Consider the following 25491-nt stretch of genomic DNA (forward strand, 5'->3'; position numbering starts at 1 on the left):
GAATTCTACCAGTATTCAAAATAAACTCCTGTCATCGCTACAAGAGTAGCAAGAATGATTAAAACTATGATTATAAAGGTGGCTCCAAACCGGGTCTTTTTATTATCCTGAAGTATATAATCTTCAGATTCATTATCCTTTTTATCTCTAATTTGCATTTTGCTTATTTTTTATAAACCAAAGTTAAAAATATTATCTACAAATTTTTATAACAGAATCTTAAAGTTATTTAGTAAAATACAGTTATAAAAATATACTTCCTGAAAAATGAGAGAAGATTTTATTCATTTAACTCCTGTCTTGACCTTTTTCGTTTGCGAAAAATATCCATCACCTGAAATAAAATAACACAAAAGATAATCCAAATGAATCCGGCAATAAAACCTCCAACAATATCTGAAGGATAATGAACCCCCAGGTAAACTCTGCTTATTCCAATGGCCAGAATGAGGAAGCTAAAAATTAATAGTATGCCGGTTTTAAGCCAGGTATTCATTTTAAAATTATAGAATAAATAAATCAAAAAACCATAAAATGCAATGGCTCCCATCGCATGTCCACTTGGGTAACTCAACGTCTCTACCGCAACCAAATGAGCGGCATCCGGGCGAGCACGGTTGATCACTTGTTTTAAAGCCAAATTGGAAAGTCCTGCAATAATCATTACAAATAACATTTCCAGCACGTACCGCCAGATTTTAAACCTTAAATAGAATCCAATTGCACAAAGTGCAGTTAATATTAGATATCCATATACATCTCCCAAATCTGTGATAAATTGAAAGATCTTATTGAGCTGCGGAGAACGAAAGGAAATAATAAAATCGGTTACTGTTTGGTCAAAGCGGGAAATTGTTTTGCTCTGTAAAATCTCGGTAAGATCAATAAATAGGTTGATCCCGCCTACCACTAGAATGAGTGCTACAAAAATAGCTATCATAAAAGGTAATTGCTCATTATATTGATGCAACTTCTCCTGAAGAATTTTTTTGAATTCAATTAAAACACGGATTATTTGTTTCCTCATTTTACCTTTTCTGCTGTTTTAATAAACAAATTTATAAATTTTTAAGTTTAATCAGGGAATTGAATTTAAAACTATTCAACAAGCATCCTTTGGCTGCTTTTCTCTTACTTAAACTATGATAACACTAAGGTATGTAGAGGTCTCGTTAAAAAAATGCACCAGACGTAACCTACTTTCAGAAATCAAAAACCTTAGGCAGGCCCGCCCGAAAAAAAAAGGCGGGCCCACGAGGTATGTAGAGGCTGCTATCCGGAAAAAAATACTTTTAAAAACTCGAGGCATCCCCATAGCTACCGGGCCGGGGAACCTGCCCGACGGTCAGGCAAGCTAAACCCGCTTGAGGGATTAAACAGGTTTATTATTTCAAAGAAACGCTGTCTTGAGGGATCAAATAATGAATAAAAATTCTTTTGCGTCCCCAATTCCTGGCTTTTTGAACATCCTCACCCATATAAATATCGATTTTGTTTTTCCATCGATGATGCATTTTATCTTTTACAAAAAATATCCCTTCCAAACCTTCTATTCTAACCGGGGTATTATATTCCAGGCCTTTTCGTATTAGATCCCGGGAAACGGCAATTACTTTCATGTTTGGTTTTAAGGTGTCTCCCCAAGCAGTAATTTTAGGATTCCCCTCTGTTTGAGTCGAAGTGGAATTATAGGCAGATGCACTGACCCTTAAGGTTTGCCATGCTGCCTTTGGAATTTCCTTTGTGTTAGTATAAGATTCACAGGATGAAAACCCAAAAATGGAATAAAGCAATACAACAAATAGTGTAAGATTTATAGAATTGAGCTTTATCATAAAATGTATTTCCTATTATAATTCCCGAATTCATATAAATTGCTTAATACAAAGTCCATCCTTCTCTATATTCCCTTTTTACAAATTGGTTAGCCTCTTCAAAATTAGTAACCCTCATACTTTCTGCATCCCAAAGCATTTTAATATCTCTTCCCGGATATTCAAAAACTGTTCTACCTTCCTGATTTGTAGTGGTCTTCCTGATATCTTGCCCACGAATAGCCAAATTGGCAATTAATAAAGTTTCGGTTAAAGGACCTGCGATCTCAAATGGAGAGCTCAATTCTTTCTTGCCATATCCGGCAATAGCACCTTCAACCCATTGGGCATAATGTCCATCTGCTCCACCGGGTACACGTACAAATTGTTCCGGAACATTTACTTCCTCTGTTCTTGAAATTGGAAGTAATTTAGGATTTTCACCATAGGTCCCACACATCATTTTCCCTTTAGACCCTATAAACAGGACTCCATTTCCTCCATCCCCAAAGGTCTCATTAGGTCCAAGTTCTTCTGGTCTCATAGGTTTTATTCCGCCATCCATCCAATGCAAAGTAACATCTCCGGCAGATTTCTCGGTTCCGGGAAACGTCATGATCACATGGCTTGAGGGAGGACAACTTTCAGGAAAATAACCTCTTTTAAATTCATCTACATAAACACTACCTACACTGCATTGTACATCTTTGGGATATGTTAAATCCAGAACTCTGTAAGGAGCCTCTATCAAATGACATCCCATATCTCCAATTGCTCCGGTGCCGTAATCCCACCATCCGCGCCAGTTAAAGGGTACAAGTCCATCGATATAATTCTTTTCAGGGGCAGTTCCCAACCATAAATCCCAATCTAATCCTTCCGGGATAGCTGCTCCGGTTTCCGGCCAGGGAATTCCCTGAGGCCAAACCGGACGGTCTGTCCATACATACACTTCATTCACATCACCTATAAGCCCTGCATTAAACCATTCCCTTAATTTTCTAACACCATCTCCAGAGGCTCCCTGGTTTCCCATTTGGGTTACTACTTTATATTTTTTAGCAGCATCTGTAAGTGCTCTTGCCTCAAAAATATCATGGGTTAATGGTTTTTGAACATAAACATGTTTACCCAATTCCATCGCGGCCATAGTTTGTACTGCGTGGTTATGATCTGGTGTGGAAATCGAGACTGCATCAAAATTTTTGTGTTCTTTATCCAACATTTCACGATAGTCCTTATAATATTTAGCTTTGGGAAAACGCGCAATGGAAGCAGCCGCTCTCCTGTCATCAACATCACATAAAAATCCAATATCTGCTTTTCCGGATTCCGCAAAACTGTTAATATCGCTTTGTCCTTTCCCTCCTACTCCTATTCCTGCTATAATTAACCTATCACTAGGAGCCAAAAATCCAGAGCCACCCATCACGTGACGTGGAATGATCATCACACCTGTTGCTGCAAGAGCTGTATTTTTTATAAAATTTCTTCTAGAATCTGGAGTAATGTTTTTCTTATTTAACATATTAAGGTTTTGAGGTTAAAAATTAACAAAAGGAAAAAGTATGAAATTTTCCTTAAATATAAGGAGCGGTTAAAAAAATAATTTTAAAACATTGGTGTTCAATAAAAGCAAAACCATCAAAGATGGCTTCTTATTAGCCTAATCCTAAGATTAAAAATTTCAAAAACTCCTAAAAAATGACAAAAACGCAAAAACTGACAAATTTTCAGATAACACAATTACAAAATAAATTTATTAGGAGTTAAGGCTCATTTATCGCTGGTTACCATTATAACTAGGCTTATTGCCGAAAAGATCTGTTTATTTTGCTTCAGAATCCTTGAAAACGGCCTCTAAATCCAATCTCTGTACTTTGGCTTGGTTTTGGCACAACCTATTATAACAGAGTAAAAATTAAAAAAAGAGTCCTGTTATCAATAATGATTAAGGGTCTGTTTTTAAAATTGAAAAAACAATATTATGAGTCAAGTAAAACAAAACGACACGGTAAAGGTACATTACACAGGGAAACTTGCAGATGGGCAGGTCTTTGACACTTCTGAAGGAAAAGAACCTATTGAGTTCACCTTAGGACAGGGTCAATTGATACCTGGATTTGAGAAAGGTCTTCTCGATATGAAATTAAACGAGAAAAAAACTGTCAATATTCCCAAAGAAGAAGCTTATGGTGAACCACGGGCAGAACTAGTTCAGGAAGTAGAAAAAAATCAACTTCCCGAAGAGATCAAACCTGAAGTTGGAATGGGCCTTGTTTCTAAAACTCCGGATGGACAGGAAATGAATCTTGTAGTATCTGAAGTTAAGGAAAATACGATTGTAGTAGATGGCAATCATCCTTTAGCAGGAAAAGATCTGGTTTTTGATCTTGAAGTGGTTGAGATCAAATAAGAAATTATTAGAATAAAGCTTTTAACAAAGTATAAAAATTCTATTTTTAGAAAAGGCCAGAAAGAAATTTCTGGCCTTTTTACATGAGTGAAATTTGAAAGTTTGCGTAGTTATCTGACCTTGTTTTTCATATCCGGTTTTTAAAGAACAAAGAGGTTAAATTTTTCAGAAAAACTTTTATAAGCGGGAGAGTCTTGGTATATTTTGAAAAAGTAATAAAATAAAATAATGATAAGAAAAGCAACAGCCGTTTGGAACGGAACGATTAAGGAAGGAAAAGGAACTATAAGTACCGAAAGCGGAGTTTTAAAAGATGCCCAATATTCCTTCAAAACCAGATTTGAAAATGGAATTGGTACAAATCCTGAAGAGCTTATAGGTGCTGCGCATTCGGGATGTTTCACTATGCAATTATCGGCATACTTAACCGAAGAGGATTTTAGTCCTGAGAAACTTGAAACAACCTGCGAAATAACTTTTGAAGATGGGGAGGTAACAAAATCCCATTTGAAACTTAAGGCCACGGTCCCCAATATTAAAAAAGATGAATTTGATAATTTGGTGAAAAAAGCAAAAGAAAATTGCCCGCTTTCCAAACTTCTAAAAACCAAAATTACTGTCGAGGCCACATTAAACGAGTAGTTTATACTATTTTAATACATTCTCAAGTTGATTTTTCTTTGCCAAAAAGGCCTATAATAAAATAATATTGATGATTGGCCAATTTAAAAAAATAAATTCGCACCTCACCATACCAATCTTAGGATGTGGTGAGGTGTTTTATTTTAGAGAATTTTTGAGGGCATGAAATATCCGATCTTTTAGTGCTTCTGGCATTTGATTTTCAACTGAATATTTTTGATTAATTTCCATTTCAATTCCTGAATAATTCTGAGGAAATTTTTTGCGTAAATAGGTAGTAAACCCATCTGCTTTCCCCAAATAAGGGTAATTAAATCGAACCTTAAATTGAGATCCGGGCGTGATAAGTTGATTTTTTAAAATTTTGCAGTAATTTTTTTCTTCTACCTTTGAGGGATCAAATAACAACCCAATATCCGTATTCCTGACATTTCCATTCAATTCCGAAGAAAAACTGTGCACTGAAATATGGAGTACCTTCTCCCCTTTCGACAGTATCTCTGCGATTAACGCTTCAACTGAATCCCGATACGGAAGATAAAACCGCCTCACAAGCCTATTTTTTTCTTCTGAAGATAAATTTTTAGTGAATTCTGAAAATAATGCAGGATGATGAAACGAGCGGTTAAGTTCTATGAGTAATCGACTTGTCGTGCTGTAAAAACTATAATCTGCCAAATCCCTAAGGAAAATAAAAAGGTCCATTCCACCGGGATCATATCCGCGATGAGAATTGAGAACCTTGCCTGCATTTATAAAATATTTCTGATATTCCTCCGGAATCTCATTCCCCCCGTGTTCACAGGTTAGAAGGAGTTTCATGGTTTAAAAAGGGTGTTTTCCAGTAGGCACTTGCCCAGGTTGGAATATAGTTTTTGGAATTTTCCTTCAGAAAAATCTCCGTCCAATGAATTCAAGATCCGGGTGGCTAAACTTCCATTTTTCAGAATAAACTCAAGAGTGTCCCGGTGTTTTTCAGAAATTTCCTCTTTTACCCGCTCGTACAAAATTGCCCAAAGCATTCCTGCAGAACAATTTTTGCCAACATCAAATAAATTGAGATAGGAATCATTTGTTATAAGAGTGGTTTCAGCATCGCGAATCACCTCATTGAAAATCTCAAACAAATCATCTTCATGCCAGGTTTTTTGATCTTCCAGGGTAACGAGTTCCTGGCTTACCAGAAGTTTGAGAACTTCAATAACCAAAACAGCTATAGCAACATCGGCTTTTGGGCATTCCTGTATATCAATGACTCTTATTTCTATGGCATTCCTGTCAAACCTGGCAATGGCTCCGCGGGAATTTAGAAAATGATGATCCAGAATATGTTCTATATCGTGCGGTTTGATCGCCTTATTTATAGGTTCAAAGATCCTTTTGAAATAATCTTCCTTATTGAACACCTGCTCTGGAATAACTTTTCCGGTCATTTCAGGAATTTCCTTCTGATTGGTTTTATAAACATTCATCCGGGCATCTTTAAAGCCCGTGTTTTTTCCTTCAAATATTGGAGAACTCGCACTTAGCGCAGGAATAATGGGCAATAAAATGCGTACTGCCGCGTGTAGTTTTCCAAACTCTATATCATCAAAAAACGGCAAATTCAAATGCATACTTTGCACATTGCTCCAACCATGACCGCGGCAATCGAAGATGCGGTTATACAGCGCATAAATTTTGCTATAACTATGCTGCCATAATTTCATTTCCGTTTCCGGATTCATAAGTGGATGTGATGCTGTAGGCCATAAAGTCGTATTTAGAGGCTCCAGTAATTCATTTATTTCCCGGATGTTTTCTGCAAAAAGCAAATCCAGATTTTCCAAATCTGCAGTAGGGCCATTGGTCTTTAATTCAACCACATGAGCGACCAGCTCGTTGCTCCACTCTATCTTTCCATTATCAACATCTGAAGTGATCGCACCTGTTTTAGAGATCATAAGCTCATCTACTATGGGGGCTACTTTTAAACTGGTTTTATTTACCAGCATATATTCCAGCTCGATCCCAAAAACTTCAAAAAGGTGATAGCTCATACTTATTTTCTTTCAAGACGATTTTTCAATGCGGTTAAAATAGCGATATAAATTTGATCTCCGTAAAACAAATCTTCAACACCAAAATCTATATTGGGATTGTCATTGATCTCAATAACCAGGGGCTTTCCATCTACTTCCTTCACATCAATACCATACAAGCCCTTCCCCATAAGTTTAGCCGACTTTAAAGCTGCATTTAAAATTTTCTTCGGAACTTTTTCAATGGGTAAACAATCTGCATTTCCATCCTGATCGTCTTTTTTAGAAGCATCCCAGTTATAGATTTGCCAATGCCCTTTTGCCATAAAATACCTACAGGCAAAAATTGGTTTATCATCCAGTATCCCTATACGCCAGTCATATTCTGAAAAAGTGTATTCCTGAGCTATGATCAAATCAGATTTCTTTAGCATAAAATTTACCAATTCCTGAAATTCCTCTTCGGTATTCGCTTTTTTAACTCCGAAGGAAAAGGTAGAATCAGGAGATTTTAGCACACAGGGTAATCCTGTAACTTTTAAAACATCATTTTTATTATCCTTATGGACAATAATGGTTTTGGGAGTTGGAATATTTGCATTTTCCAGAGCTTCTGCCATAAAAACCTTATTACAGCATTTAAGGATCGCATCCGGATAATCCACCAAAGCGATGTTTTCCTGTTGGGCTTTACGGGCAAAAGCATAGGCTTCATTATTCACTTCCGTACTTTGCCGGATAAAAAGCGCATCGAATGCCGAAAGGCGGGAAAGGTCCTTTGGGGAGATCACCTCCACATAAAAGTTCATTTTTTCTGCCAATTCTATAAATTTCCTGATAGCTTTTGGATTGCTTGGAGGTGCAGGATCATTAGGTTGCACCAGGATAGCAAGATCATAATCTGCCTGGTTTGCCTTGGGGGTATCATAGCGTTTTTTAGCGAAATACTGCGCTGCAAAATGAAGCATACTTTCTTTGTGCTCATCCGGAATTTCAGATTCTGATATTGCCCGAACACTTTTTATATTCCACTTTGTGGTAAAATTGAACTTCACCCTTAGAAATGGAATTTGAAAATGCCTGTAAAACATGGCACTTAACTCTTTATATTTTTGAGCAACATTTTGTCCAAAATAAATACTCAGTGTAAATTCCTGGGATTTCAGGCTCTTTAAACTGTATTGAATAAGATCATCAAATTCTTCAGAAACGATCTTCACCAATTTTGGTTCCCGAAGATCCACGATGTTCATAACTGTAGGTATTGCTATATGACCCCGGGCTTCTGCTAAAAGCGAAACATAATAACCCTTGGACTGATAGGAATAATCCTTGCACAAATTAAAAATTCTGGCATTTTTGAGTCGGGCGAAATCAGGATTTGTGAGATAATCCTGTGAGGATACAATACTAATATTTTCAACCGGAAGTTGCCACTTTTCAGGATTGTTAACAACAATTATTTTGTTCATATAGGATTTTAAGGGTTATCAAATTTAGTGAATAATCGATCAAAATTTAAAAATCTGGAATAGAAGTGAAATTTTAAAAGATTCCTTGTTGGTTTGCCTATAGAATTACATAATTGGTACCATCAGGTTTTCAAAATTTGAAATCAGTAGGCACGGAACAAGATCACAAGGTAGGTCTTTTAATAATGCTGATCTAAAAAGTCAAATTACCCGCAAATTCTTTGAGACTAATTTAAAGCCTTCTACGCTTCTATATTTTTTGGGCTGGCTTTCAACTTTCACTTTCTGTTTAATCCATGAAAGTTTCGGGGACATCCTTAGACCAACCTTTTCAAACGTTGGAAAATAGCTATTTCCACAAATTCAATATTTAAATTTCAGCATGACACAAAAAAGCATTCCTTTTTCCATATTAGAATTAGCAAGTATTTCCAAAGGAACCACCCCGGGAGAAACCTTTAAAAACAGCCTGGATTTGGCTCAAAAAGCAGAGGATTTTGGTTATAAACGCTTTTGGTTGGCAGAACACCACAATATGGTAAGTATCTGCAGTTCAGCCACCTCTGTCCTTATTGGGTACATCGCAGGAGGGACAAAAAAAATAAGTGTGGGTTCCGGCGGAATTATGCTGCCCAACCACTCCCCTTTAATTGTAGCCGAACAATTTGGCACCCTGGGATCCCTGTATCCAAATAGAATTGACCTCGGACTTGGAAGAGCTCCGGGTACAGATCAGGTAACCGCACATGCTATTCGCCAGGACAGGATGCAGGCGGTTTATAAATTTCCGGAGGAAATCGAGGAAATTCAAAAATATTTTTCTTCTGAAAATATCCAGGGGAAGGTTAGAGCCGGTGTAGCCGAAGGGATTAACGTCCCAATTTACATTTTAGGTTCCAGTACAGACAGCGCCCACCTTGCCGCTAAAAAAGGCTTACCCTATGTTTTTGCAAGTCATTTTGCTCCCACCCAGCTATTTGAAGCGCTCAACATATACTACAATAACTTTCAACCTTCCGGATATCTGGAAAAGCCATACACCATTGCCTGCATTAATGTGATCGCGGCAGAAAGCGATAGCGAAGCAGAAAAAATTTCTACCTCACTTATACGGATGATGCTGGGAGTTCTCACCGGGAAAATTGACTACGTACAAGAACCTACCGAAATGACACCAGACTTACGTGAATTATCTAAAAACCCAGCATTTGAGCGTATGTTGAAATATTCTTTTGTTGGAAATAAAGCAACAGTTAAAAATCAAACGGAAGATTTTCTTCAGAAGACAGGGGTAAATGAATTAATGGTGGCTTCTCACATTTTTGATCATGAAACCAGGCTAAATTCTTATCGAATTTTTTCAGAAATCATGAAAGAATTGTAACGCAATAAATGTAGGACAAAAATAAAATTTTAATCTCTACTATCTTAATATGAGAAACATTCAGGTTTAAAACCGAATGTATTTGCTTTCTGCTTAAGAACTACGCTCCCACAAATTCCAAACAAACCGGAGTTTTAATTTCAAGAGGCTCAAGCTGGGTAGTTAATTTTCCATTTCTTGGGTCTACATTAAAAATGCTGATAGTATTGGAGTCCTGATTTGCGACATATAAAAATTTTCCATTTTCTGAAATCGCAAAATTCCGTGGAGTTTTCCCAAAAGTGGGCGAATATTCTATGTTTTTTAGGTTTCCTGTATTTTTGTCTATTTTATAGGATGCAATTGTATTATGCCCGCGGTTTGATATATAAAGGAATTTGCCGGAGGGATGAATGTGAATGTCTGCTGCCGAATTCTTTTCGGTAAAGTCTTCGGGAAGAGAAGGAATATTCTGAATAAGTTTTAAACCACCCTCTTTCAAAACACTAAAAACACTCACGCTGCTATTGATCTCGTTGATGGAATAAGCAAATTTATTATTCGCAGAAAGGGTGAAATGCCTTGGGCCAGATCCATTAGATAAAGCAACGTAGGCCTGAGAATTTAGCCTCAGCCTTCCTGTTGCCGGATCAAAATTGTAGATCCAGATCTTATCATTGCCCAGATCTGCGATATAGGCCCGTTTGTTATCTGAAGATAAAGTCACTGAATGTGCATTCGAATCGCTGGAGTTTTCAAGATCGATACGCTGTACCTTTTTTAGACTTCCATCCGGTTTAATTTTATAAACCATCACAACTCCACCCACGTAATTAGAAACAAAAACGAAATTGCCCGATTGATCCAATGCGATATGGCAGGGCGCATAACTCTCGGTAGAAACTTTGTTGATCATTTCCAGGTCGTAATCTTCACCTATCCTATAGGAATAAATAAATCCACTAGGGGCATCTTTACTTCCCAACTCGCTTACAGCAAATAAATACTGTTTATTTTTTGAAACTTTTACAAAGGAAGGATTAGTGATCTTTGCCGCGGTTTCTTTAAATATCAATCTTCCGCTTTCCGGATCCTGAAGTACGCTGTAAATTCCATTTGCCTGGCCGTTCACATGGCCTTCTTTTTTTGTATAGGTACCTACATACATCACATTTGGAGTTGCTTCAACATTTTCATTTGCAATTGTATTTTGTCCCTTGGAATTTGTATGAATAATTGCAAAAGCCAATAAAAGTATCATGTTAGGTTTCATTCTTAAAAAAAAGTATTAATTAATTGGAGAATTTCGGCTATTAAATCCATCTTTTTCTTCGGAAATAATAAATCATCATTATAAAGATTAAGATCATTATTCCCAAAAGCACAAAGTAACCATATTCCCATTCCAGTTCCGGCATATTTTCGAAATTCATTCCGTAAATTCCAGCTATAAAGGTTAAAGGAATGAAAATAGTCGCTATTATGGTAAGTACTTTCATCACCTCGTTCATTTTATTACTGATAGTGGTCATGTACATATCCATCAAACCCCAGGTCATTTCCCGGTAAATATCAATGTTTTCTGAAACCTGAATAATATGATCGTATAGATCCCGAAAATAGTTTCCTGTTTTGTCATCTATAAGATCATTATCGAGTTTTTCAAGCCTGCTTAGCACTTCCCTAAGCGGAAAAACCGCCCTTCTTATTCGTAGTATAGTACGCTTAAGTTCCTGAATTTCAAAAGTAATATCATCGCTGGGCTGAGCCTGGAACAAGTTATCTTCCAGGAGTTCAATTTTATCCCCAATACTATCAATCACCTCGAAATACTGATCTATGATCGCATCCAGCAAACTAAATAAAAGGTAATCTGTGCCATGATTCCGTATTCTTCCTTTTGCATTTGCAAGTCGGTCTCTAATGCCTTCAAAAACATCTCCGTCTGCTTCCTGAAATGTTAACACATAATCTTTTCCAACAGCAATACTAATATGCTCGTTAACAAGTGTACCATTTGTTTTTTGAGCAGAATCCTTTGGATAATAAAGCATTTTTACAACCAGGAAGATGTAATCCTGAAATTCATCCACTTTTGGACGCTGATTGGTATTTACAATATCTTCAAGGATAAGCGGATGCAAATCATAATATTTACCTAGTTTTTCAATTTCAGGGGTATTGTTTAATCCGTTGATGTTGATCCAGGTATTTTTGTCATCATCCTCAAAATTAAAGGCGTCTTCAGGATTTGTTGAAATGTAGCGCTCAAAACTTTCCTTGTTATAATCTATCACCTCCAGCCTTGTTTCTACAGATTCTTTCCTTCCTATATAGGTTACTGTTCCCGGAACCTGATTTAGTGCTTTGGTGGATTTTGGCCTTCTTAAAAAAAGTTGTTTACGTTTTAACATGGAAAATTTATTTGCATAAAAGTATAAAAGTTTTTCTTGGGAAGAACTTCACCGTTAAATAATAGAAAATTTGATACACAGTACAAAAATGTCTCAAAACCCGGGAAAAAATATTCCTAACTTTGACAAAATCTCATTTTTATGAAAGACAGACTAACACAGCAGCTTCAGGGATTTATAAGAACTCCTGCGCTTTGGAAAAACCGGGATGTGTTTGGTTTGCAACAGTTCGAATTTCCAAAATATTCCCTTCCTGAAAATATAGATCTTCAAAAAGAGCTTCCGGACTTAACAACAAATTATGTTCTTGGAAAACGTATGGAGCGTTTTTTTGAATTTCTTTTGAACTATTCCAAGAATATACAGGTTTTAAAGAGCAATATTCAAATTCAACAGGAAAAGATCACCCTTGGAGAGATCGATTTTTTGGCTAAAGATATTTTCCTCGATCAAAAATATCATATTGAGCTGGTTTATAAATTCTATGTGTACGATCCATCCTATGAAAATGAGCTGGAACGCTGGATTGGTCCAAACCGAAAAGACAGTTTACTTCAAAAAATAGAAAAATTAAAAAAACAGCAATTTCCCATCCTTTTTAAGCCTGAAACAAAAAAGATGCTTTCATTATTTGGTCTGAAAGCTGAAGAATTGGTACAAAGCGTTTGTTTTAAGGCGAGTTTATTTATTCCGAAGGGAATTCAGTATCAACATCTTTTGCTGCTTAATCAAAATTGCATTGTAGGATTCTGGATACATTTTGAAGAATTTACTTCAGAGGAATATAGCGGATATAACTATTACATTCCGAAAAAACAGGATTGGCCTGTTCACCCTGAATTTACTGGAAAATGGTTTTCATATTCAGAAATCAAAAAAGAGATCCTTGTTCAACATCAGAAAAAAAAATCACCACTTGTTTGGATAAAGAAAGACAGCAGGGAATATGAAAGAATATTCATAGTTTGGTGGTAGTTTTTTAGCTACCAACAAAAAGGACTACTTCCTTTTAAAAATTTCCTCCCTTGTTCCTTCCTAAAAATTAACTTTGCACAGTCATTCGGAAAAAAGAAGTATGGATTTAAACACAAAAAAGGCCATTAGAGCTACCTATTTTAGCATTTTTGGTAACGCAGTTCTTGCCATTGCAAAAGGCATTACAGGTGTTTTTGGAAATTCCTATGCCCTTATTGCAGATGCGATAGAATCTACCACCGATGTCTTTTCTTCACTGCTGGTTTTAGTAGGCCTAAAATATTCCAGTAAACCTCCGGATGACAATCATCCCTATGGACATGGAAGAGCCGAACCTTTGATAACCTTTGCAGTTGTAGTTTTCCTTGTTATCTCAGCTACTGTAATCGCCTATGAAAGCATTGAGCATATCAAAACTCCACATAGCACTCCAAAACCTTATACGCTTATTGTTCTGGCTGTTATCATACTTATTAAGGAAATTTTTTATCGGTTCATATCCAAAAAAGGAGATGAAACCAAAAGCAGCTCGTTAAAGGCAGATGCCTGGCACCATCGCAGTGATGCAATCACCTCATTGATGGCTTTTATCGGGATTTCGGTGGCTTTATTTATGGGGCCGGGATACGAAACTGCAGATGACTGGGCTGCGCTTTTTGCTTCGGGATTCATATTATATAATGCATATCTTATCCTACGCCCGGCCCTGGGGGAAATTATGGATGAACACATGTATGACGACATGGTTACCGATATTCGTAAGATTGCCGAGGATGTTCCCGGAGTGGTTGAAACTGAAAAATGTTTTGTCCGGAAAACAGGAATGACTTTCCATATAGATCTTCACATTGCAGTTGCTGCAGAAATCACCGTAAAAGAAGGTCACAACATTGCACATGAGGTAAAAAATGAACTTTTGGCAGAATTGCCTGAAATTGCCGATGTCCTAATCCACGTGGAACCGGATGACGAAAGAGAATAAAAGTGAGTTCTTTCTATGAGCCAAGCAAGTATAGCATGAAAAAAATTGATTTTAAAGACCTTACACCCTCTGCCATAAAGGAAGGTGTTGGTTTTGATTATGAAGAAAAGGCACTTCAATTTCTAAGTAGCGCAGCCTCTCAGGGTTTAAAAAAATATACACGGGCATGCCGGCCCAGAAGTAAAAAAGTAACAATTGATGATCAACAAACCACCGCAAATGCTTCCCTGATAAATTTAGCTGCTAAAAAAGTTATAGAGGTAATATATTTTTAGTTGAAGCTGCTTTCATGGCAGAAAAAGACGCGAAAATAAATGCACTTTTTAAATATAGTCAAGCTTCAAAGTTATAAATTTTTAATAAAAAGGCTGCTCATGCTGCCTTTTATCATTCAAAAAAAGTAATTTTATCATTCATTTATAAATTCGTTTCATGGACAAAAAACTTGCAGTGCTAATCGACGGGGACAATATTCCTTCTGCCTATATTAAAGAAATGATGGAAGAGATTGCCAAATATGGCAATCCTACCATTAAACGTATTTATGGAGACTGGACCAAACCCCATTTGGTGAAATGGAAAAATGTTCTTTTAGAAAATGCTATCAATCCTATTCAGCAATATGGATATACCCAGGGTAAAAATGCAACCGATTCTGCAATGATCATCGATGCCATGGACATTCTTTATTCCAACAAAGTCGATGGATTTTGCCTTGTTTCCAGTGATAGTGATTTCACCCGACTCGCTACAAGATTGAGGGAAGCAGGTATGAATGTGATTGGGATTGGAGAAAAGAAAACCCCTGAACCCTTTATTGTTGCCTGTGATAAATTTATATACATTGAGATCTTAAAAAATCAAATAAAAGAAGGAGAACAAGGAAACATAGAAAAAACGACTAAAAAAGCCGAAGTGGATAAGATCACTCCAAAAGTAATCCGACTTATTTCCAGTACCATTTCCGATCTGGCCGATGAGGAAGGCTGGGCGTTTTTGGGAGATGTTGGTGGCTTGCTTCAAAAAAAACAACCAAATTTCGATTCCCGGAATTATGGGTTTCAAAAACTCACCCCAATGATCCACGCGATCAATAAATTTGAAATTGAATCCAGGGAAAATCAAAAAGGGAAATTCAAACTGATTTACGTCCGGAATAAAGAGTAACAACATTTAAAATCATTTGTTTCTTCTGTTTGCAACAGCTTATTTATCGGGCTTGAATCACAGGGTTTTTTCCCTTGTTCATGGATAAATGCACGTTAAAATAGATTTTCAAAAAGTCCCCCTTTTATATTTTTATCTTGTAACTAATTCCAAAAAGGGAAAAAACGATACTGTTATGCGTACAATACAAAAAATCCATAAAGCAGAATACAGGCCGATTGACGATCTAATCACCTATTCCCCAATGCCTACAAAGGAATTACAAATGATAGATCCCTTTTTGTTTTTAAACCATCACGGCCCCCAAACCTTTGGTCCTAATAACAATGGGCTTCCTTTTGGACCCCATCCACACCGCGGGATGGAAACGGTTACTTTTATTTTGCAGGGAGAGATAGCGCATAAAGATTCCAGCGGCCACCAAAGCGTAATTTATAGTGGAGGTGTTCAATGGATGACAGCTGGAAGCGGACTCATACACGCAGAAATTTCCCCGGAAGATTTCAAGAAATTTGGTGGAGATCTCGAAATTCTTCAGTTATGGATAAATCTTCCCGAAAAATTAAAAATGACTCCCCCTAAATATAAAGGACTTCAGGAAGATCAAATTCCAAAAATCTCTCTCGATGAAGGAAAGGTGAGCGCTCAGGTAATTTCCGGAAATTTTGAAGGAACCGAAGGAGCTTTCGAAACATTAACAGAAATACACCTATCTACTGTTTATTTCAAAGAAACAGGAAAATTACTACTACAGGTCCCTAAGGAGCACAACATCTTTTTTTATATGGTTAAAGGGGAATTAATGGTGAACGAAAAATCGGCAAAGGCACTGCACCTTTTGGAATTTGATAATGATGATGAAAACGTACAGATAGAGGCCATTGCAGACAGTATCTTAATTTTTGGACATGCAGCCGCTTTTAACGAACCCGTAGTATCCCGCGGTCCATTTGTGATGAACAGTATGGATGAAATAAACGAAGCCTATGATGATTTTCAGTCAGGAAAAATGGGTAGCTGGAATTTATAATTTCCTATTTTAAACAGTTGTTATTTTCCTCATAAAGCTATCAGAAAAATTTCTCATTGTTCGCAACTTTAAGAAAATCAAAATAAAACTATGGCTATTACATTAAAACAAGCACAAACTGTCATTGAAGCAGCAATAAAAAAATCTTTGGAGCCAGGAGTTAAAATGAATATTGCGGTGGTAGATACCGGTGCAAACTTAACAGCCTTCGGAAGAATGGATGGTGCGTGGTTAGGATCTTTAGACATCGCCATTAAGAAAGCAAAGACTGCATGTTTTTTCGATATGGAAACCGGGGAACCTGGAAAGCTTTCCCAACCCGGACAGCCATTGTTCAACATACAACATTCAAATAATGGACTTATTACTTTCCCCGGAGGAGTTTTGGTGAAAGATTCAGGTGGCGAAATTATTGGTGCCATTGGAGTCTCCGGCAGCGTTGTTGAGAATGATCACGAGGTGGCTACCTATGCAGCAAACAATTATAAATAGTTCAATATGGCTGCCTCATTTCTACCAGGTAAAAATGAGACAGCCATATTTTTTAATGTCTTTCCTCCAACACCTTTACAATATCTTTTAAAGTAAAACCTTTCGCCTGTAAAAGTATTAGGTAATGAAATAAAAGATCGGCGCTTTCATTTAAGAATAGATCGTCGTTCTCATCTTTTGCTTCAATCACAGTTTCAATAGCTTCCTCCCCTACTTTTTGTGCGATTTTATTGATGCCTGCATCAAAAAGAGAAACCACATAACTGGATCTATCCTTACGCAATTCCGGTTTCAGCTCGCTTAGTTTTTTACGTTCTTTAATGATCCCTTCCAGCCTGGAAATAAATCCAAAATCCGGATTATTTTCTTCACCCCAACAAGTATCGGTCCCTTTATGGCAGGTTGGTCCCTTCGGATTTACACTTATAAGCAGCGTGTCATTATCACAGTCGTTTTTAATACTTACCAGTTCGAGATAATTGCCGCTTTCTTCCCCTTTTGTCCAAAGTCTATTTTTTGCTCTGCTGAAAAAAGTGACTTTTTTGCTTTCATTGGTCTTTAAAAATGCCTCTTCATTCATATACCCCAACATTAAAACATTTTTCGTGGTATTATCCTGAATTATTGCGGGTACAAGTCCGTCGTTATTTTTGTTGAATTCTATATTCATCGATCAATTATATTTTTATATGAGCTATCAGAAGATTGAAAATCTTTCTATATTTTTTTCCCGGAGCTGAATTTTTTAAATCCGTACTTCAATTCCGTCCTTTCGTAGCGCTTCTTTGAGATTTTTTATTTCTATTTCCTTAAAATGAAAAACACTTGCTGCCAGGGCTGCATCTGCTTTTCCATCCTTAAAAACATCGCAAAAATGTTGAATATTTCCGGCACCACCGGAAGCGATTATTGGAATATTCAATTCTGAAGATAATCTGGCCAAAGCTTCGTTTGCGAAACCATCTTTAGTTCCGTCATTATTCATAGAGGTGAACAAAATCTCTCCAGCTCCCCTGCTTTCTACTTCCTTTGCCCATTCAAACAAATTTATTTCTGTAGGCACTTTCCCTCCAACCAAATGTACTAACCAGGTTCCATCCACCTGTTTGGCATCTATGGCAACCGTAATACACTGGCTTCCAAATTTAGCAGCCAGTGTATTGATAAGGTCCGGGTTTTTTACTGCAGAAGAATTTATGGAAACTTTATCGGCCCCATTCTGAAGCAGAATATCCACATCTTCCACAGAAGAAATTCCTCCACCAACGGTGAATGGAATATTAACTTTTTCAGCCACCCGAAGTACGAGATCTGCCAGAGTTTTTCGTCGTTCTTCGGTTGCCGAAATATCCAGAAAAACCAATTCATCTGCACCGGATTTCGCATAAATCTCAGCCAGTTCAACCGGATCGCCCGCATCACGTAAATCGACAAAATTCACCCCTTTAACGGTTCTTCCATTTTTTATATCCAGGCAAGGTATAATTCGTTTTGTAAGCATTTTTTATAAAAATTAAAAGGTGAGCATTAAGAATTCAAAGGATAGGTCTTAATGTTCATTTTTAGTACTTAATATATAGTTTTCCAACTGTTTCAAACTGATTCTTCCTTCATAGATGGCCTTTCCAATTATGGTTCCTTCACAACCCATTTCAGCTAATTCCGGAAGTTCATCAAAGGTAGAGATTCCTCCTGAAGCAATAAGGTTAATTGGCTTTTCGCTATGTGAAGTTTCCTTCAGTATTCTTTTATATAGTTCAAAAGATGGACCTTCAAGCATTCCGTCTTTAGAAATATCGGTACAAATAACATACTTTACACCCTCATTTTGATAGTTCTGGATAAATGGAATAAGCTCTTCTTCAGATTCTTCCTGCCAGCCACTTATCGCAACTTTTTCGTTATTGGCATCGGCACCAAGAATGATCTTGTCACTTCCAAATTTTTGCACCCATGATTTAAAAATTTCTCTGTCCTTCACCGCAATACTTCCGCCGGTAATTTGCCGGGCACCACACTCAAAAGCGATTTCCAGATCCTTATCGGACTTCAATCCGCCGCCAAAATCTATCTTCAAGCCGGTTTTAGAAGCGATTTGCTCTAGAATTTTATGATTTACGATATGTTTTGATTTTGCCCCATCCAGGTCTACCAAATGCAAATAGCGGATGCCGTGGGCTTCAAATTCCTTTGCTACTTCAAGCGGATTCTCATTGTATATTTTTTTTGTGCTGTAATCCCCTTTTGAAAGTCGCACGCATTTGCCATCTATGATGTCTATTGCCGGGATAATTCTCATTCTTTTAGCTATTAAATCGTTTGATTTTAAAATTTAGATTCCGGGTCTCAAATAGAACCACTGATCAATTTCTACATTTTTGGGTTAGAGATCTAAAAAATTCTTAAGGATCTTTTCACCGGCCACGCTGCTTTTTTCCGGATGGAACTGCACTCCATAAAAATTATCTTTTTTAATGGCTGTGGTAAATTCTACCCCATACTCACTGCTAGCTATGGTTTCCTTGCATTCCGGAACATAAAAACTATGAACCAGATAAACGTATTCATTCTCAGCAACACCTTCAAACAACTCCGATTTGAGATCATAGATCTTATTCCATCCAATTTGGGGAACTTTGACGGTATTATTAAATTTTACCACTTTAGCATGAAAAATACCAAGACCTGTCGTATTTCCTTCTTCTGAAGATTCACACATTAGTTGCATTCCCAGGCAAATTCCAAGTACGGGTTGTCTTAAAGTTGGAATCACTTTATCTAAACCGGTAGAACGCAACATTCTCATCGCGCTGCTTGCTTCCCCTACTCCGGGAAAGATCACCTTGTCTGCATTTCTTATTTCCACTTCATCACTGCTTAAAACAGCTTCAAATCCCAATCTTTGGATCGCGAATTTTATACTTTGAATATTCCCGGCACCATAATTTATTATTGCTATTTTCATTTTTTGTTCTTAAAGATCTTTTTAAACGATCTCACATTGATAATTAGAGCATTCCTTTTGTTGAGGGCAGGATCATTTTTTCAGTATCACGTTTTACCGACATTTTTATCGCTTTTGCAAATGCTTTAAAGATGGCTTCGATCTTGTGGTGTTCATTGGTGCCTTCCGCCTTAATATTTAGATTGGCTTTAGCACCATCGGTAAAGGATTTAAAGAAATGATAGAACATTTCCGTAGGCATTTTTCCAACCAGCTCTCTGTGAAATTCAGCTTCCCAAACCAGCCAGTTTCTTCCTCCAAAATCAATTGCTACCTGCGCCAGGCAGTCATCCATGGGAAGACAGAATCCATAGCGTTCAATTCCGAGTTTATTTCCAAGTGCTATACTAAAAACTTCTCCCAGAGCGATGCCTGTATCTTCAATTGTATGATGCTCATCAACCTCCAGGTCCCCTTTTACGTTAATTTCAAGATCCATCTGGCCGTGACGTGCAATTTGATCCAACATATGATCGAAAAAAGCGATCCCGGTTGAAATTTCAGACTTACCAGTCCCATCCAGATTGAGCTTAATAAAAATATCGGTTTCATTGGTCTTGCGTGTAATCATCGCAGTCCGGTCTTTCAGCTTGAGAAACTCATAGATTTTTTTCCAGCTATCAGTTCTCAAGACGATACTATTTTCCAATTTTTCCATTTTGGTATTCACTTCTTCACTTCCCAGGTCTTCGTGAGTATCAATAAAGATCCCTTTCCCGCCAAAGTTAAAAGCAAATTCCATATCGGTTAATCTATCCCCAATCATTAAGGAATTTTCCATATCATATTCCTCATTATTAAGATATTTATTCTCCAGGAGTCCGATATTTGGCTTACGGTTTGGGGAGTTTTCTTCCGGAAAGGTTCTGTCCATCAATACCTCTTTAAATTCGGCACCTTCGTTGGCAATGGTTTTTATTATAAAATTCTGAATACTCCAAAACTTATCTTCAGGATATTTTTCGGTACCAAGCCCGTCCTGATTGGTTACCATAACCAATTCATAATCCAGTTCTTTTCCAATCTTTGCCATATAAAATAAAGATTCGGGATAGAATTCCAATTTTTCAAGGCTATCAATCTGGTAATCTTCAGGCTCATGGATCAAAGTTCCGTCCCTGTCAATAAACAATACTTTTTTCATCTGTTTATATTATTGTTTTAGTGGTCAATTGTAACATCCTTATTATTCTTTTTAAGTATGACTTTTAATTCCAACATCGGTTTCACTCGGAAAAAAATATTTAGCAACCTATTTATCTCCAATATAGAAGGCCGCTAATTTATGGCTTTTAAGGCCGTTATCAAACGGTCGTTTTCCAAAGCGGTTCCTACCGTTAATCTTAACGTATTTTCACATAATGGCTGGGAGGTCCTGTTTCTAATTACAATCCCCATTTCAAGCAATTCAGAATACCTTTTAGTTGCATCATCTACCTTTATCAATATAAAATTAGCATCCGAATCATAGATTTTCTGAATATAATCTACATCAAGTAAAGCTTCAAATAAACGTGCTCTTTCCTTAAGAATATCAGCCACTTCCTGTTTTACTGCTTCCATATTATTAACCCTCTCCAATGCCCGACGCTGACTGAGCTCATTAACATTATACGGCGGCTTTATTTTATTTAAAATACTTATGATTTCTGCGGAAGCATAACAAATTCCAAGCCTGATTCCTGCCATTCCATAAGCCTTGGAGAGCGTTTGAGTGATCACCAAATTTGGATAAGACCGAAGTTTCTTCAACCAGCTTTCCTGTTTTGAGAAATCTATATAGGCTTCGTCAATGACAACCAAACCGCTGAAATTCTCAAGGATTTCCAAAACCCCTTCTTCTAAAAATGAATTCCCGGTTGGATTGTTTGGGGAACAAAGAAAAATTATTTTACTATTCTTGTCAATGGCCCTTAGAATGTTTGAAATATTGAGCTCAAAATCAGCGGTGAGCAGTATTTCCCTATTTTCTACATTATTGATATTAGCCAATACCGCATACATTCCATAGGTTGGTGGCAGCGTAACCGCATTATCTGTTTTAGGCTCACAAAAAGCCCTGAAAAGAAGATCCAGCACCTCGTCACTTCCATTTCCCAAAAGTATATTCTCCTGAGCTACCCCTTTAATTTTTGCGAGTTCCGCTTTTAAAGTTCGTTGTTGGGGATCGGGATACCGGTTCACATCCGTTTGGAATGGATTTTCATTGGCATCCAGAAATACCATTTCTGTTCCGGTAGATTGAAATTCGTCCCTTGCAGAAGAATAGGGTCGCAGTTTGGCTACATTAGCTCGAACAAGCCCGTTAAGATCAAAGTTTGTATTCATGTTGAAAAGTGCGGTTGTGGCTTATATTAATTTTTGATATTTTTTAATCTTAGTGTAACAGCGTTCTTGTGTGCCTGCAAACCCTCTGCTTCTGCCATCAATTCAATAGCAGGACCTATTTTCCGGATTCCTTCTTCGCTTATTTTCTGAAACGTCATACTCTTCATAAAACTGTCCAGGTTCACGCCGCTATATTGTTTGGCGTACCCATTTGTTGGTAAGGTATGATTGGTTCCCGAAGCATAATCCCCTGCACTTTCAGGAGTATAATTGCCTATAAATACAGATCCTGCATTTTCAATTCCATCTATATAAAAGTTCTCATTTTTAGTACAGATAATAAAATGTTCAGGGCCATATTCATTGATCATTTCTATGGCAAGTTCATCATTTTCAACAAAGATCAGTTTAGAATTATCGATAGCCTTTTGAGCGACCTCTTTTCGGGGAAGTACAACTATTTGGGATTCAATTTCAGCTTCAACAGCAGAAATCAAAGTTTTGGATGTTGAAACAAGAATCACCTGGCTATCGGCTCCATGTTCGGCCTGGCTAAGCAAATCGGAAGCAACAAAAGACGCGTCGGCAGAGTCATCAGCCACCACAAGTAATTCTGAAGGTCCTGCAGGCATATCAATCGCTACATTATGTTTGGTCGCAAGTTGTTTGGCAACGGTTACAAACTGATTTCCCGGTCCAAAGATTTTATAAACTTTTGGAACTGTTTCCGTTCCAAAGGTCATAGCTCCTATTGCCTGGATCCCGCCAATTTTAAATATTTTAGTAACTCCGCTTAAGGCTGCAGTGTATAAGATCGCAGGATGTACTTTTCCTTCTTTGTTTGGCGGTGTGCACAGGATAATCTCCTTGCAGCTGGCAATATTCGCAGGGGTGGCGAGCATTAATATTGAAGAAAAAAGCGGTGCCGTTCCTCCGGGAATATAAAGTCCAACCTTTTGAATGGGACGCTTTTCCTGCCAGCAATCTACTCCCGGGCTGGTTGTAACACTTATTTTTTCTGATTTTTGGGCAGAATGGAATTTTTCTATATTGGATTTAGCCAAAGCGATTGCCTCTTTCAACTCATTAGAAACAAGGGATCCTGCTTCCTTTATCTCTTTTGAACTCACTTTGAAATCATTCAGTTTTACTCCATCAAAAAGATCGGTGTATTTTGATATAGCCAAATCCCCTTTAAGTTTTATTTCAGAAAAAACCTCGGTAACAGTAGCTTCAATTTCATCAACAGTTTTGGTTGGGCGCTCTAAGATCCTGTTCCAATCTTCTTTTGCCGGATTGAATATTTTTTGCATAAGTGTTTTTTTATCCCAATTATGGGTTTAATTATCCAATGCCACCCTTCCATTTCGGGCGGAAATTTATTGAAATTTTTACTTGTTACTTTCTTAGCAATACCTCCGGAATTTATCCCGAAGCAATTTGTCACCAAATTTAGAAATTACATTACCATTTTCTCGATTGGAGCTACCAGAATTCCTTCAGCTCCATTTTGCTTCAATTCATCTATAACCTCCCAAAAACGCTCTTCGTTGATAACGGTATGCAAGGAACTCCAGCCTTCTTCTACCAGCGGCAAAACCGTAGGACTGCGCATTCCGGGTAATAATTTAATTACGTTATTCAATTTGTCATTGGGTACGTTCATTAAAATATATTTGGAAGTTCGCGCATTAAGCACAGAATTGAGACGGAATTGCAATTTTTCAAGTATTAATTTCCTTTCGCTGGAAATTAGTGGAGAAATTGCCAACACCGCTTCACTTTTCAGCATTACTTCCACTTCTTTCAAATTGTTTTTAAATAAAGTGCTCCCGCTTGAAACGATATCACAAATTGCATCTGCCAAGCCTATGCTGGGCGCTATCTCTACAGAACCATTTATGATATGAAGCTCAGCAGAGATACCCTTTTCGGTTAAAAAAGCATTCACTGTATTAGGATAGGAAGTAGCGATTTTCTTCCCGTCCAAATCCATGATACCGTTGTATTTCATAGACTTTGGAACGGCAAGTGAAACCCGGCACTTTGAAAATCCGAGTTTTTCGCCCTTGATAATATCATCCCCTTTTTCCACAAGGACGTTTTCACCCAGAATTGCTACATCCACAACCCCGTCTCTTAAATATTGTGGGATATCGCCATTTCTAAGATATAATACTTCCAAAGGAAAATTCCTTGCCGATGCTTTTAGCTGCTCTTTTCCATTATCTATAGAAATTCCTGCATCCTTTAAAATTTGAAGAGAATCTTCATTTAGCCTCCCGCTTTTTTGGATTGCGATTCGTAATTTTTCGTTGCTCATATACTTATTTTTTTGAATTAATACCAATAAAAAAACCCGTTCGAGTTACTCAAACGGGTTTTAAAATATGTTGAAAATACTACATATCAAATTCACCTCGCCTGAGCGCAGTACTGAAGATGATGATGTAGTTGATTTTTTTCCATTACGATGACAAATCTAATATTTTTTTTTCAAAAAATATAGGTTTATTAAAATTTATGATTTGTCTAATTTAGTTATTTCCCAAGATTAATGGCATTCCGCCATCACCGCCGCCAATTACAACTACTTTTGAATTTGGGGATTTAGCCAATTCCAAAGTTGCCTGAATTCCTTTTTCTTTTAGAATTTGATCATTCAGGGAGGCGCTTAAAATCTTGTTAGCGGTAGCTTTACCTTCCGCATCAATACGCTGTCTTTCAGCTTCTTTTGTAGCTTTTTCCAATCGGAATACATATTCCAAAGACTCCTGTTCCTGTCCCAGTTTTCTCTCGATTGCATCTTTAATCGTTTCAGGAAGCGAAACATCTCTTACAAGAACTTCATTAACCTGAACATACTGCTGCGCTAAAAGGATTTGAGTTTCATCAAAGATCTCTTTTTGAATCGCTTCTCTTTTGCTGGCATATAGTTGTTCCGGGATATATCTTCCTACCACGCTACGCGCTGCAGAACGAATAGCCGGCTGCAATACACGCTGTATATAGGCTTCTCCTTTTTCCTGATGCAGTTTTCCTAAATCAGCATAGGAAGGCTGAAACCAAACTGTCGCATCAAGATTAATTTCTAGTCCGTTGGAAGATAAAACCTGCATTTTTTCATCCAGAGATTGCTGACGAACCTCATAGATAAATACTTTATTCCAGGGTGCTACAAAATGAAAGCCTTCCCCTAAAGGTGGCTCACTAGTTACAACCCCATCTCCAAATGTTTTATACAAAACCCCGGCTTCTCCGGAATTAATGGTAACTGTAGATTTTGCAATTAATATTATTAATACAACTACAGCAAATAAAATTGGCAAGCCAATTTTTGGTAACTTATCCATAAAAAAATGTTTAAAATT

General features: G+C 37.3%; 27 protein-coding genes. 9 read left to right on the forward strand and 18 right to left on the reverse strand.

Translation table 11 applies throughout. The annotated features are described in order from the left end of the window. Positions 1-5: 5 nt before the first annotated feature. From GILLI_RS18475 to GILLI_RS00440, 4 genes are all read right to left on the reverse strand, one after another. A complete protein-coding gene (locus GILLI_RS18475) occupies positions 6-158 on the reverse strand; it encodes a hypothetical protein (RefSeq protein WP_006987137.1) in 153 nt (50 codons plus the stop codon). A gap of 122 nt (positions 159-280) precedes the next feature. Continuing rightward, positions 281-1027 (reverse strand): phosphatase PAP2 family protein, encoded by a 747-nt coding sequence (locus tag GILLI_RS00425; RefSeq protein WP_006987138.1) that lies wholly within the window; start codon positions 1025-1027, stop codon positions 281-283. Positions 1028-1385: 358 nt separating this feature from the next. Continuing rightward, on the reverse strand, positions 1386-1835 hold the full coding sequence (locus tag GILLI_RS00435; RefSeq protein WP_006987140.1) for a 3D domain-containing protein: 450 nt from the start codon (positions 1833-1835) through the stop codon (positions 1386-1388). Positions 1836-1878: 43 nt separating this feature from the next. Continuing rightward, positions 1879-3342 (reverse strand): Gfo/Idh/MocA family protein, encoded by a 1464-nt coding sequence (locus tag GILLI_RS00440; protein ID WP_006987141.1) that lies wholly within the window; start codon positions 3340-3342, stop codon positions 1879-1881. Between the two features lie 459 nt (positions 3343-3801). On the opposite strand from GILLI_RS00440, the gene GILLI_RS00445 reads away from it, so the two are divergent. Further along, complete coding sequence (locus GILLI_RS00445) at positions 3802-4230, forward strand: FKBP-type peptidyl-prolyl cis-trans isomerase (protein WP_006987142.1); 429 nt, start codon at positions 3802-3804, stop codon at positions 4228-4230. A gap of 228 nt (positions 4231-4458) precedes the next feature. Then, a complete protein-coding gene (locus GILLI_RS00450) occupies positions 4459-4872 on the forward strand; it encodes an OsmC family protein (RefSeq protein WP_006987143.1) in 414 nt (137 codons plus the stop codon). 138 nt (positions 4873-5010) lie between these two features. Here GILLI_RS00450 and GILLI_RS00455 read toward each other — a convergent pair whose 3' ends face one another. From GILLI_RS00455 to GILLI_RS00465, 3 genes are read right to left on the reverse strand one after another with little or no spacing between them, the layout of a single operon-like run. Continuing rightward, positions 5011-5694, reverse strand: coding sequence for an N-formylglutamate amidohydrolase (locus GILLI_RS00455; RefSeq protein WP_006987144.1), 684 nt, complete (start codon positions 5692-5694; stop codon positions 5011-5013). Next, on the reverse strand, positions 5691-6911 hold the full coding sequence (locus GILLI_RS00460; protein ID WP_006987145.1) for a carboxylate-amine ligase: 1221 nt from the start codon (positions 6909-6911) through the stop codon (positions 5691-5693). Before GILLI_RS00460 ends, GILLI_RS00455 begins: the two co-directional genes overlap by 4 nt. A 2-nt stretch (positions 6912-6913) precedes the next feature. Beyond that, entirely contained in the window at positions 6914-8365 is a 1452-nt protein-coding gene (locus GILLI_RS00465; protein ID WP_006987146.1) for a RimK family alpha-L-glutamate ligase, read from the reverse strand. A 382-nt stretch (positions 8366-8747) separates the two neighbouring features. Here GILLI_RS00465 and GILLI_RS00470 point away from each other — a divergent pair, with 382 nt between their 5' ends. Continuing rightward, entirely contained in the window at positions 8748-9749 is a 1002-nt protein-coding gene (locus GILLI_RS00470; RefSeq protein ID WP_006987147.1) for an LLM class flavin-dependent oxidoreductase, read from the forward strand. Between the two features lie 100 nt (positions 9750-9849). Here the strand turns inward: GILLI_RS00470 and GILLI_RS00475 are convergent, their stop codons facing one another. Further along, entirely contained in the window at positions 9850-11001 is a 1152-nt protein-coding gene (locus tag GILLI_RS00475) for a lactonase family protein (protein WP_006987148.1), read from the reverse strand. A 40-nt stretch (positions 11002-11041) separates the two neighbouring features. Beyond that, entirely contained in the window at positions 11042-12142 is a 1101-nt protein-coding gene (gene corA / locus GILLI_RS00480; RefSeq protein ID WP_006987149.1) for a magnesium/cobalt transporter CorA, read from the reverse strand. Between the two features lie 141 nt (positions 12143-12283). Between corA and GILLI_RS00485 the strand changes: the two genes are divergently transcribed. The 6 genes from GILLI_RS00485 (at position 12284) to GILLI_RS00510 (ending at position 16788) form a co-directional block, all read left to right on the forward strand. Continuing rightward, a complete protein-coding gene (locus tag GILLI_RS00485; RefSeq protein ID WP_006987150.1) occupies positions 12284-13117 on the forward strand; it encodes a DUF1853 family protein in 834 nt (277 codons plus the stop codon). Between the two features lie 100 nt (positions 13118-13217). Continuing rightward, entirely contained in the window at positions 13218-14099 is an 882-nt protein-coding gene (locus tag GILLI_RS00490; RefSeq protein ID WP_006987151.1) for a cation diffusion facilitator family transporter, read from the forward strand. Between the two features lie 35 nt (positions 14100-14134). After that, a complete protein-coding gene (locus tag GILLI_RS00495) occupies positions 14135-14374 on the forward strand; it encodes a hypothetical protein (protein WP_006987152.1) in 240 nt (79 codons plus the stop codon). Positions 14375-14531: 157 nt separating this feature from the next. Continuing rightward, the gene (locus GILLI_RS00500; RefSeq protein ID WP_006987153.1) at positions 14532-15266 is read left to right on the forward strand and encodes an NYN domain-containing protein; all 735 of its coding nucleotides are present in this window, start codon (positions 14532-14534) and stop codon (positions 15264-15266) included. 175 nt (positions 15267-15441) lie between these two features. Next, positions 15442-16296 (forward strand): pirin family protein, encoded by an 855-nt coding sequence (locus GILLI_RS00505; RefSeq protein ID WP_006987154.1) that lies wholly within the window; start codon positions 15442-15444, stop codon positions 16294-16296. Between the two features lie 90 nt (positions 16297-16386). After that, complete coding sequence (locus GILLI_RS00510; protein ID WP_006987155.1) at positions 16387-16788, forward strand: GlcG/HbpS family heme-binding protein; 402 nt, start codon at positions 16387-16389, stop codon at positions 16786-16788. 52 nt (positions 16789-16840) lie between these two features. Here the strand turns inward: GILLI_RS00510 and hisIE are convergent, their stop codons facing one another. The 9 genes from hisIE to GILLI_RS00555 all read right to left on the reverse strand — a co-directional run bounded on the left by hisIE (position 16841) and on the right by GILLI_RS00555 (position 25473). Further along, on the reverse strand, positions 16841-17458 hold the full coding sequence (hisIE, locus tag GILLI_RS00515) for a bifunctional phosphoribosyl-AMP cyclohydrolase/phosphoribosyl-ATP diphosphatase HisIE (protein WP_006987156.1): 618 nt from the start codon (positions 17456-17458) through the stop codon (positions 16841-16843). 75 nt (positions 17459-17533) lie between these two features. After that, entirely contained in the window at positions 17534-18289 is a 756-nt protein-coding gene (hisF, locus tag GILLI_RS00520; RefSeq protein ID WP_006987157.1) for an imidazole glycerol phosphate synthase subunit HisF, read from the reverse strand. 48 nt (positions 18290-18337) lie between these two features. Continuing rightward, the gene (gene hisA, locus GILLI_RS00525) at positions 18338-19087 is read right to left on the reverse strand and encodes a 1-(5-phosphoribosyl)-5-[(5-phosphoribosylamino)methylideneamino]imidazole-4-carboxamide isomerase (protein WP_006987158.1); all 750 of its coding nucleotides are present in this window, start codon (positions 19085-19087) and stop codon (positions 18338-18340) included. 84 nt (positions 19088-19171) lie between these two features. Beyond that, positions 19172-19753 carry an imidazole glycerol phosphate synthase subunit HisH gene (hisH, locus tag GILLI_RS00530; RefSeq protein WP_006987159.1) on the reverse strand — a complete coding sequence of 194 codons (582 nt, stop codon included), beginning with the start codon at positions 19751-19753 and terminating at the stop codon, positions 19172-19174. 43 nt (positions 19754-19796) lie between these two features. After that, entirely contained in the window at positions 19797-20936 is a 1140-nt protein-coding gene (gene hisB / locus GILLI_RS00535) for a bifunctional histidinol-phosphatase/imidazoleglycerol-phosphate dehydratase HisB (protein ID WP_006987160.1), read from the reverse strand. A 134-nt stretch (positions 20937-21070) separates the two neighbouring features. Beyond that, complete coding sequence (hisC, locus tag GILLI_RS00540; RefSeq protein WP_006987161.1) at positions 21071-22120, reverse strand: histidinol-phosphate transaminase; 1050 nt, start codon at positions 22118-22120, stop codon at positions 21071-21073. A 26-nt stretch (positions 22121-22146) separates the two neighbouring features. After that, entirely contained in the window at positions 22147-23433 is a 1287-nt protein-coding gene (gene hisD / locus GILLI_RS00545) for a histidinol dehydrogenase (protein WP_006987162.1), read from the reverse strand. A 146-nt stretch (positions 23434-23579) separates the two neighbouring features. Continuing rightward, positions 23580-24443 carry an ATP phosphoribosyltransferase gene (gene hisG, locus GILLI_RS00550; RefSeq protein ID WP_006987163.1) on the reverse strand — a complete coding sequence of 288 codons (864 nt, stop codon included), beginning with the start codon at positions 24441-24443 and terminating at the stop codon, positions 23580-23582. Positions 24444-24657: 214 nt separating this feature from the next. After that, positions 24658-25473 carry a prohibitin family protein gene (locus GILLI_RS00555; RefSeq protein WP_006987164.1) on the reverse strand — a complete coding sequence of 272 codons (816 nt, stop codon included), beginning with the start codon at positions 25471-25473 and terminating at the stop codon, positions 24658-24660. Positions 25474-25491: the final 18 nt, after the last annotated feature.

The sequence above is a fragment of the Gillisia limnaea DSM 15749 genome (assembly GCF_000243235.1).
Classification (GTDB): domain Bacteria; phylum Bacteroidota; class Bacteroidia; order Flavobacteriales; family Flavobacteriaceae; genus Gillisia; species Gillisia limnaea.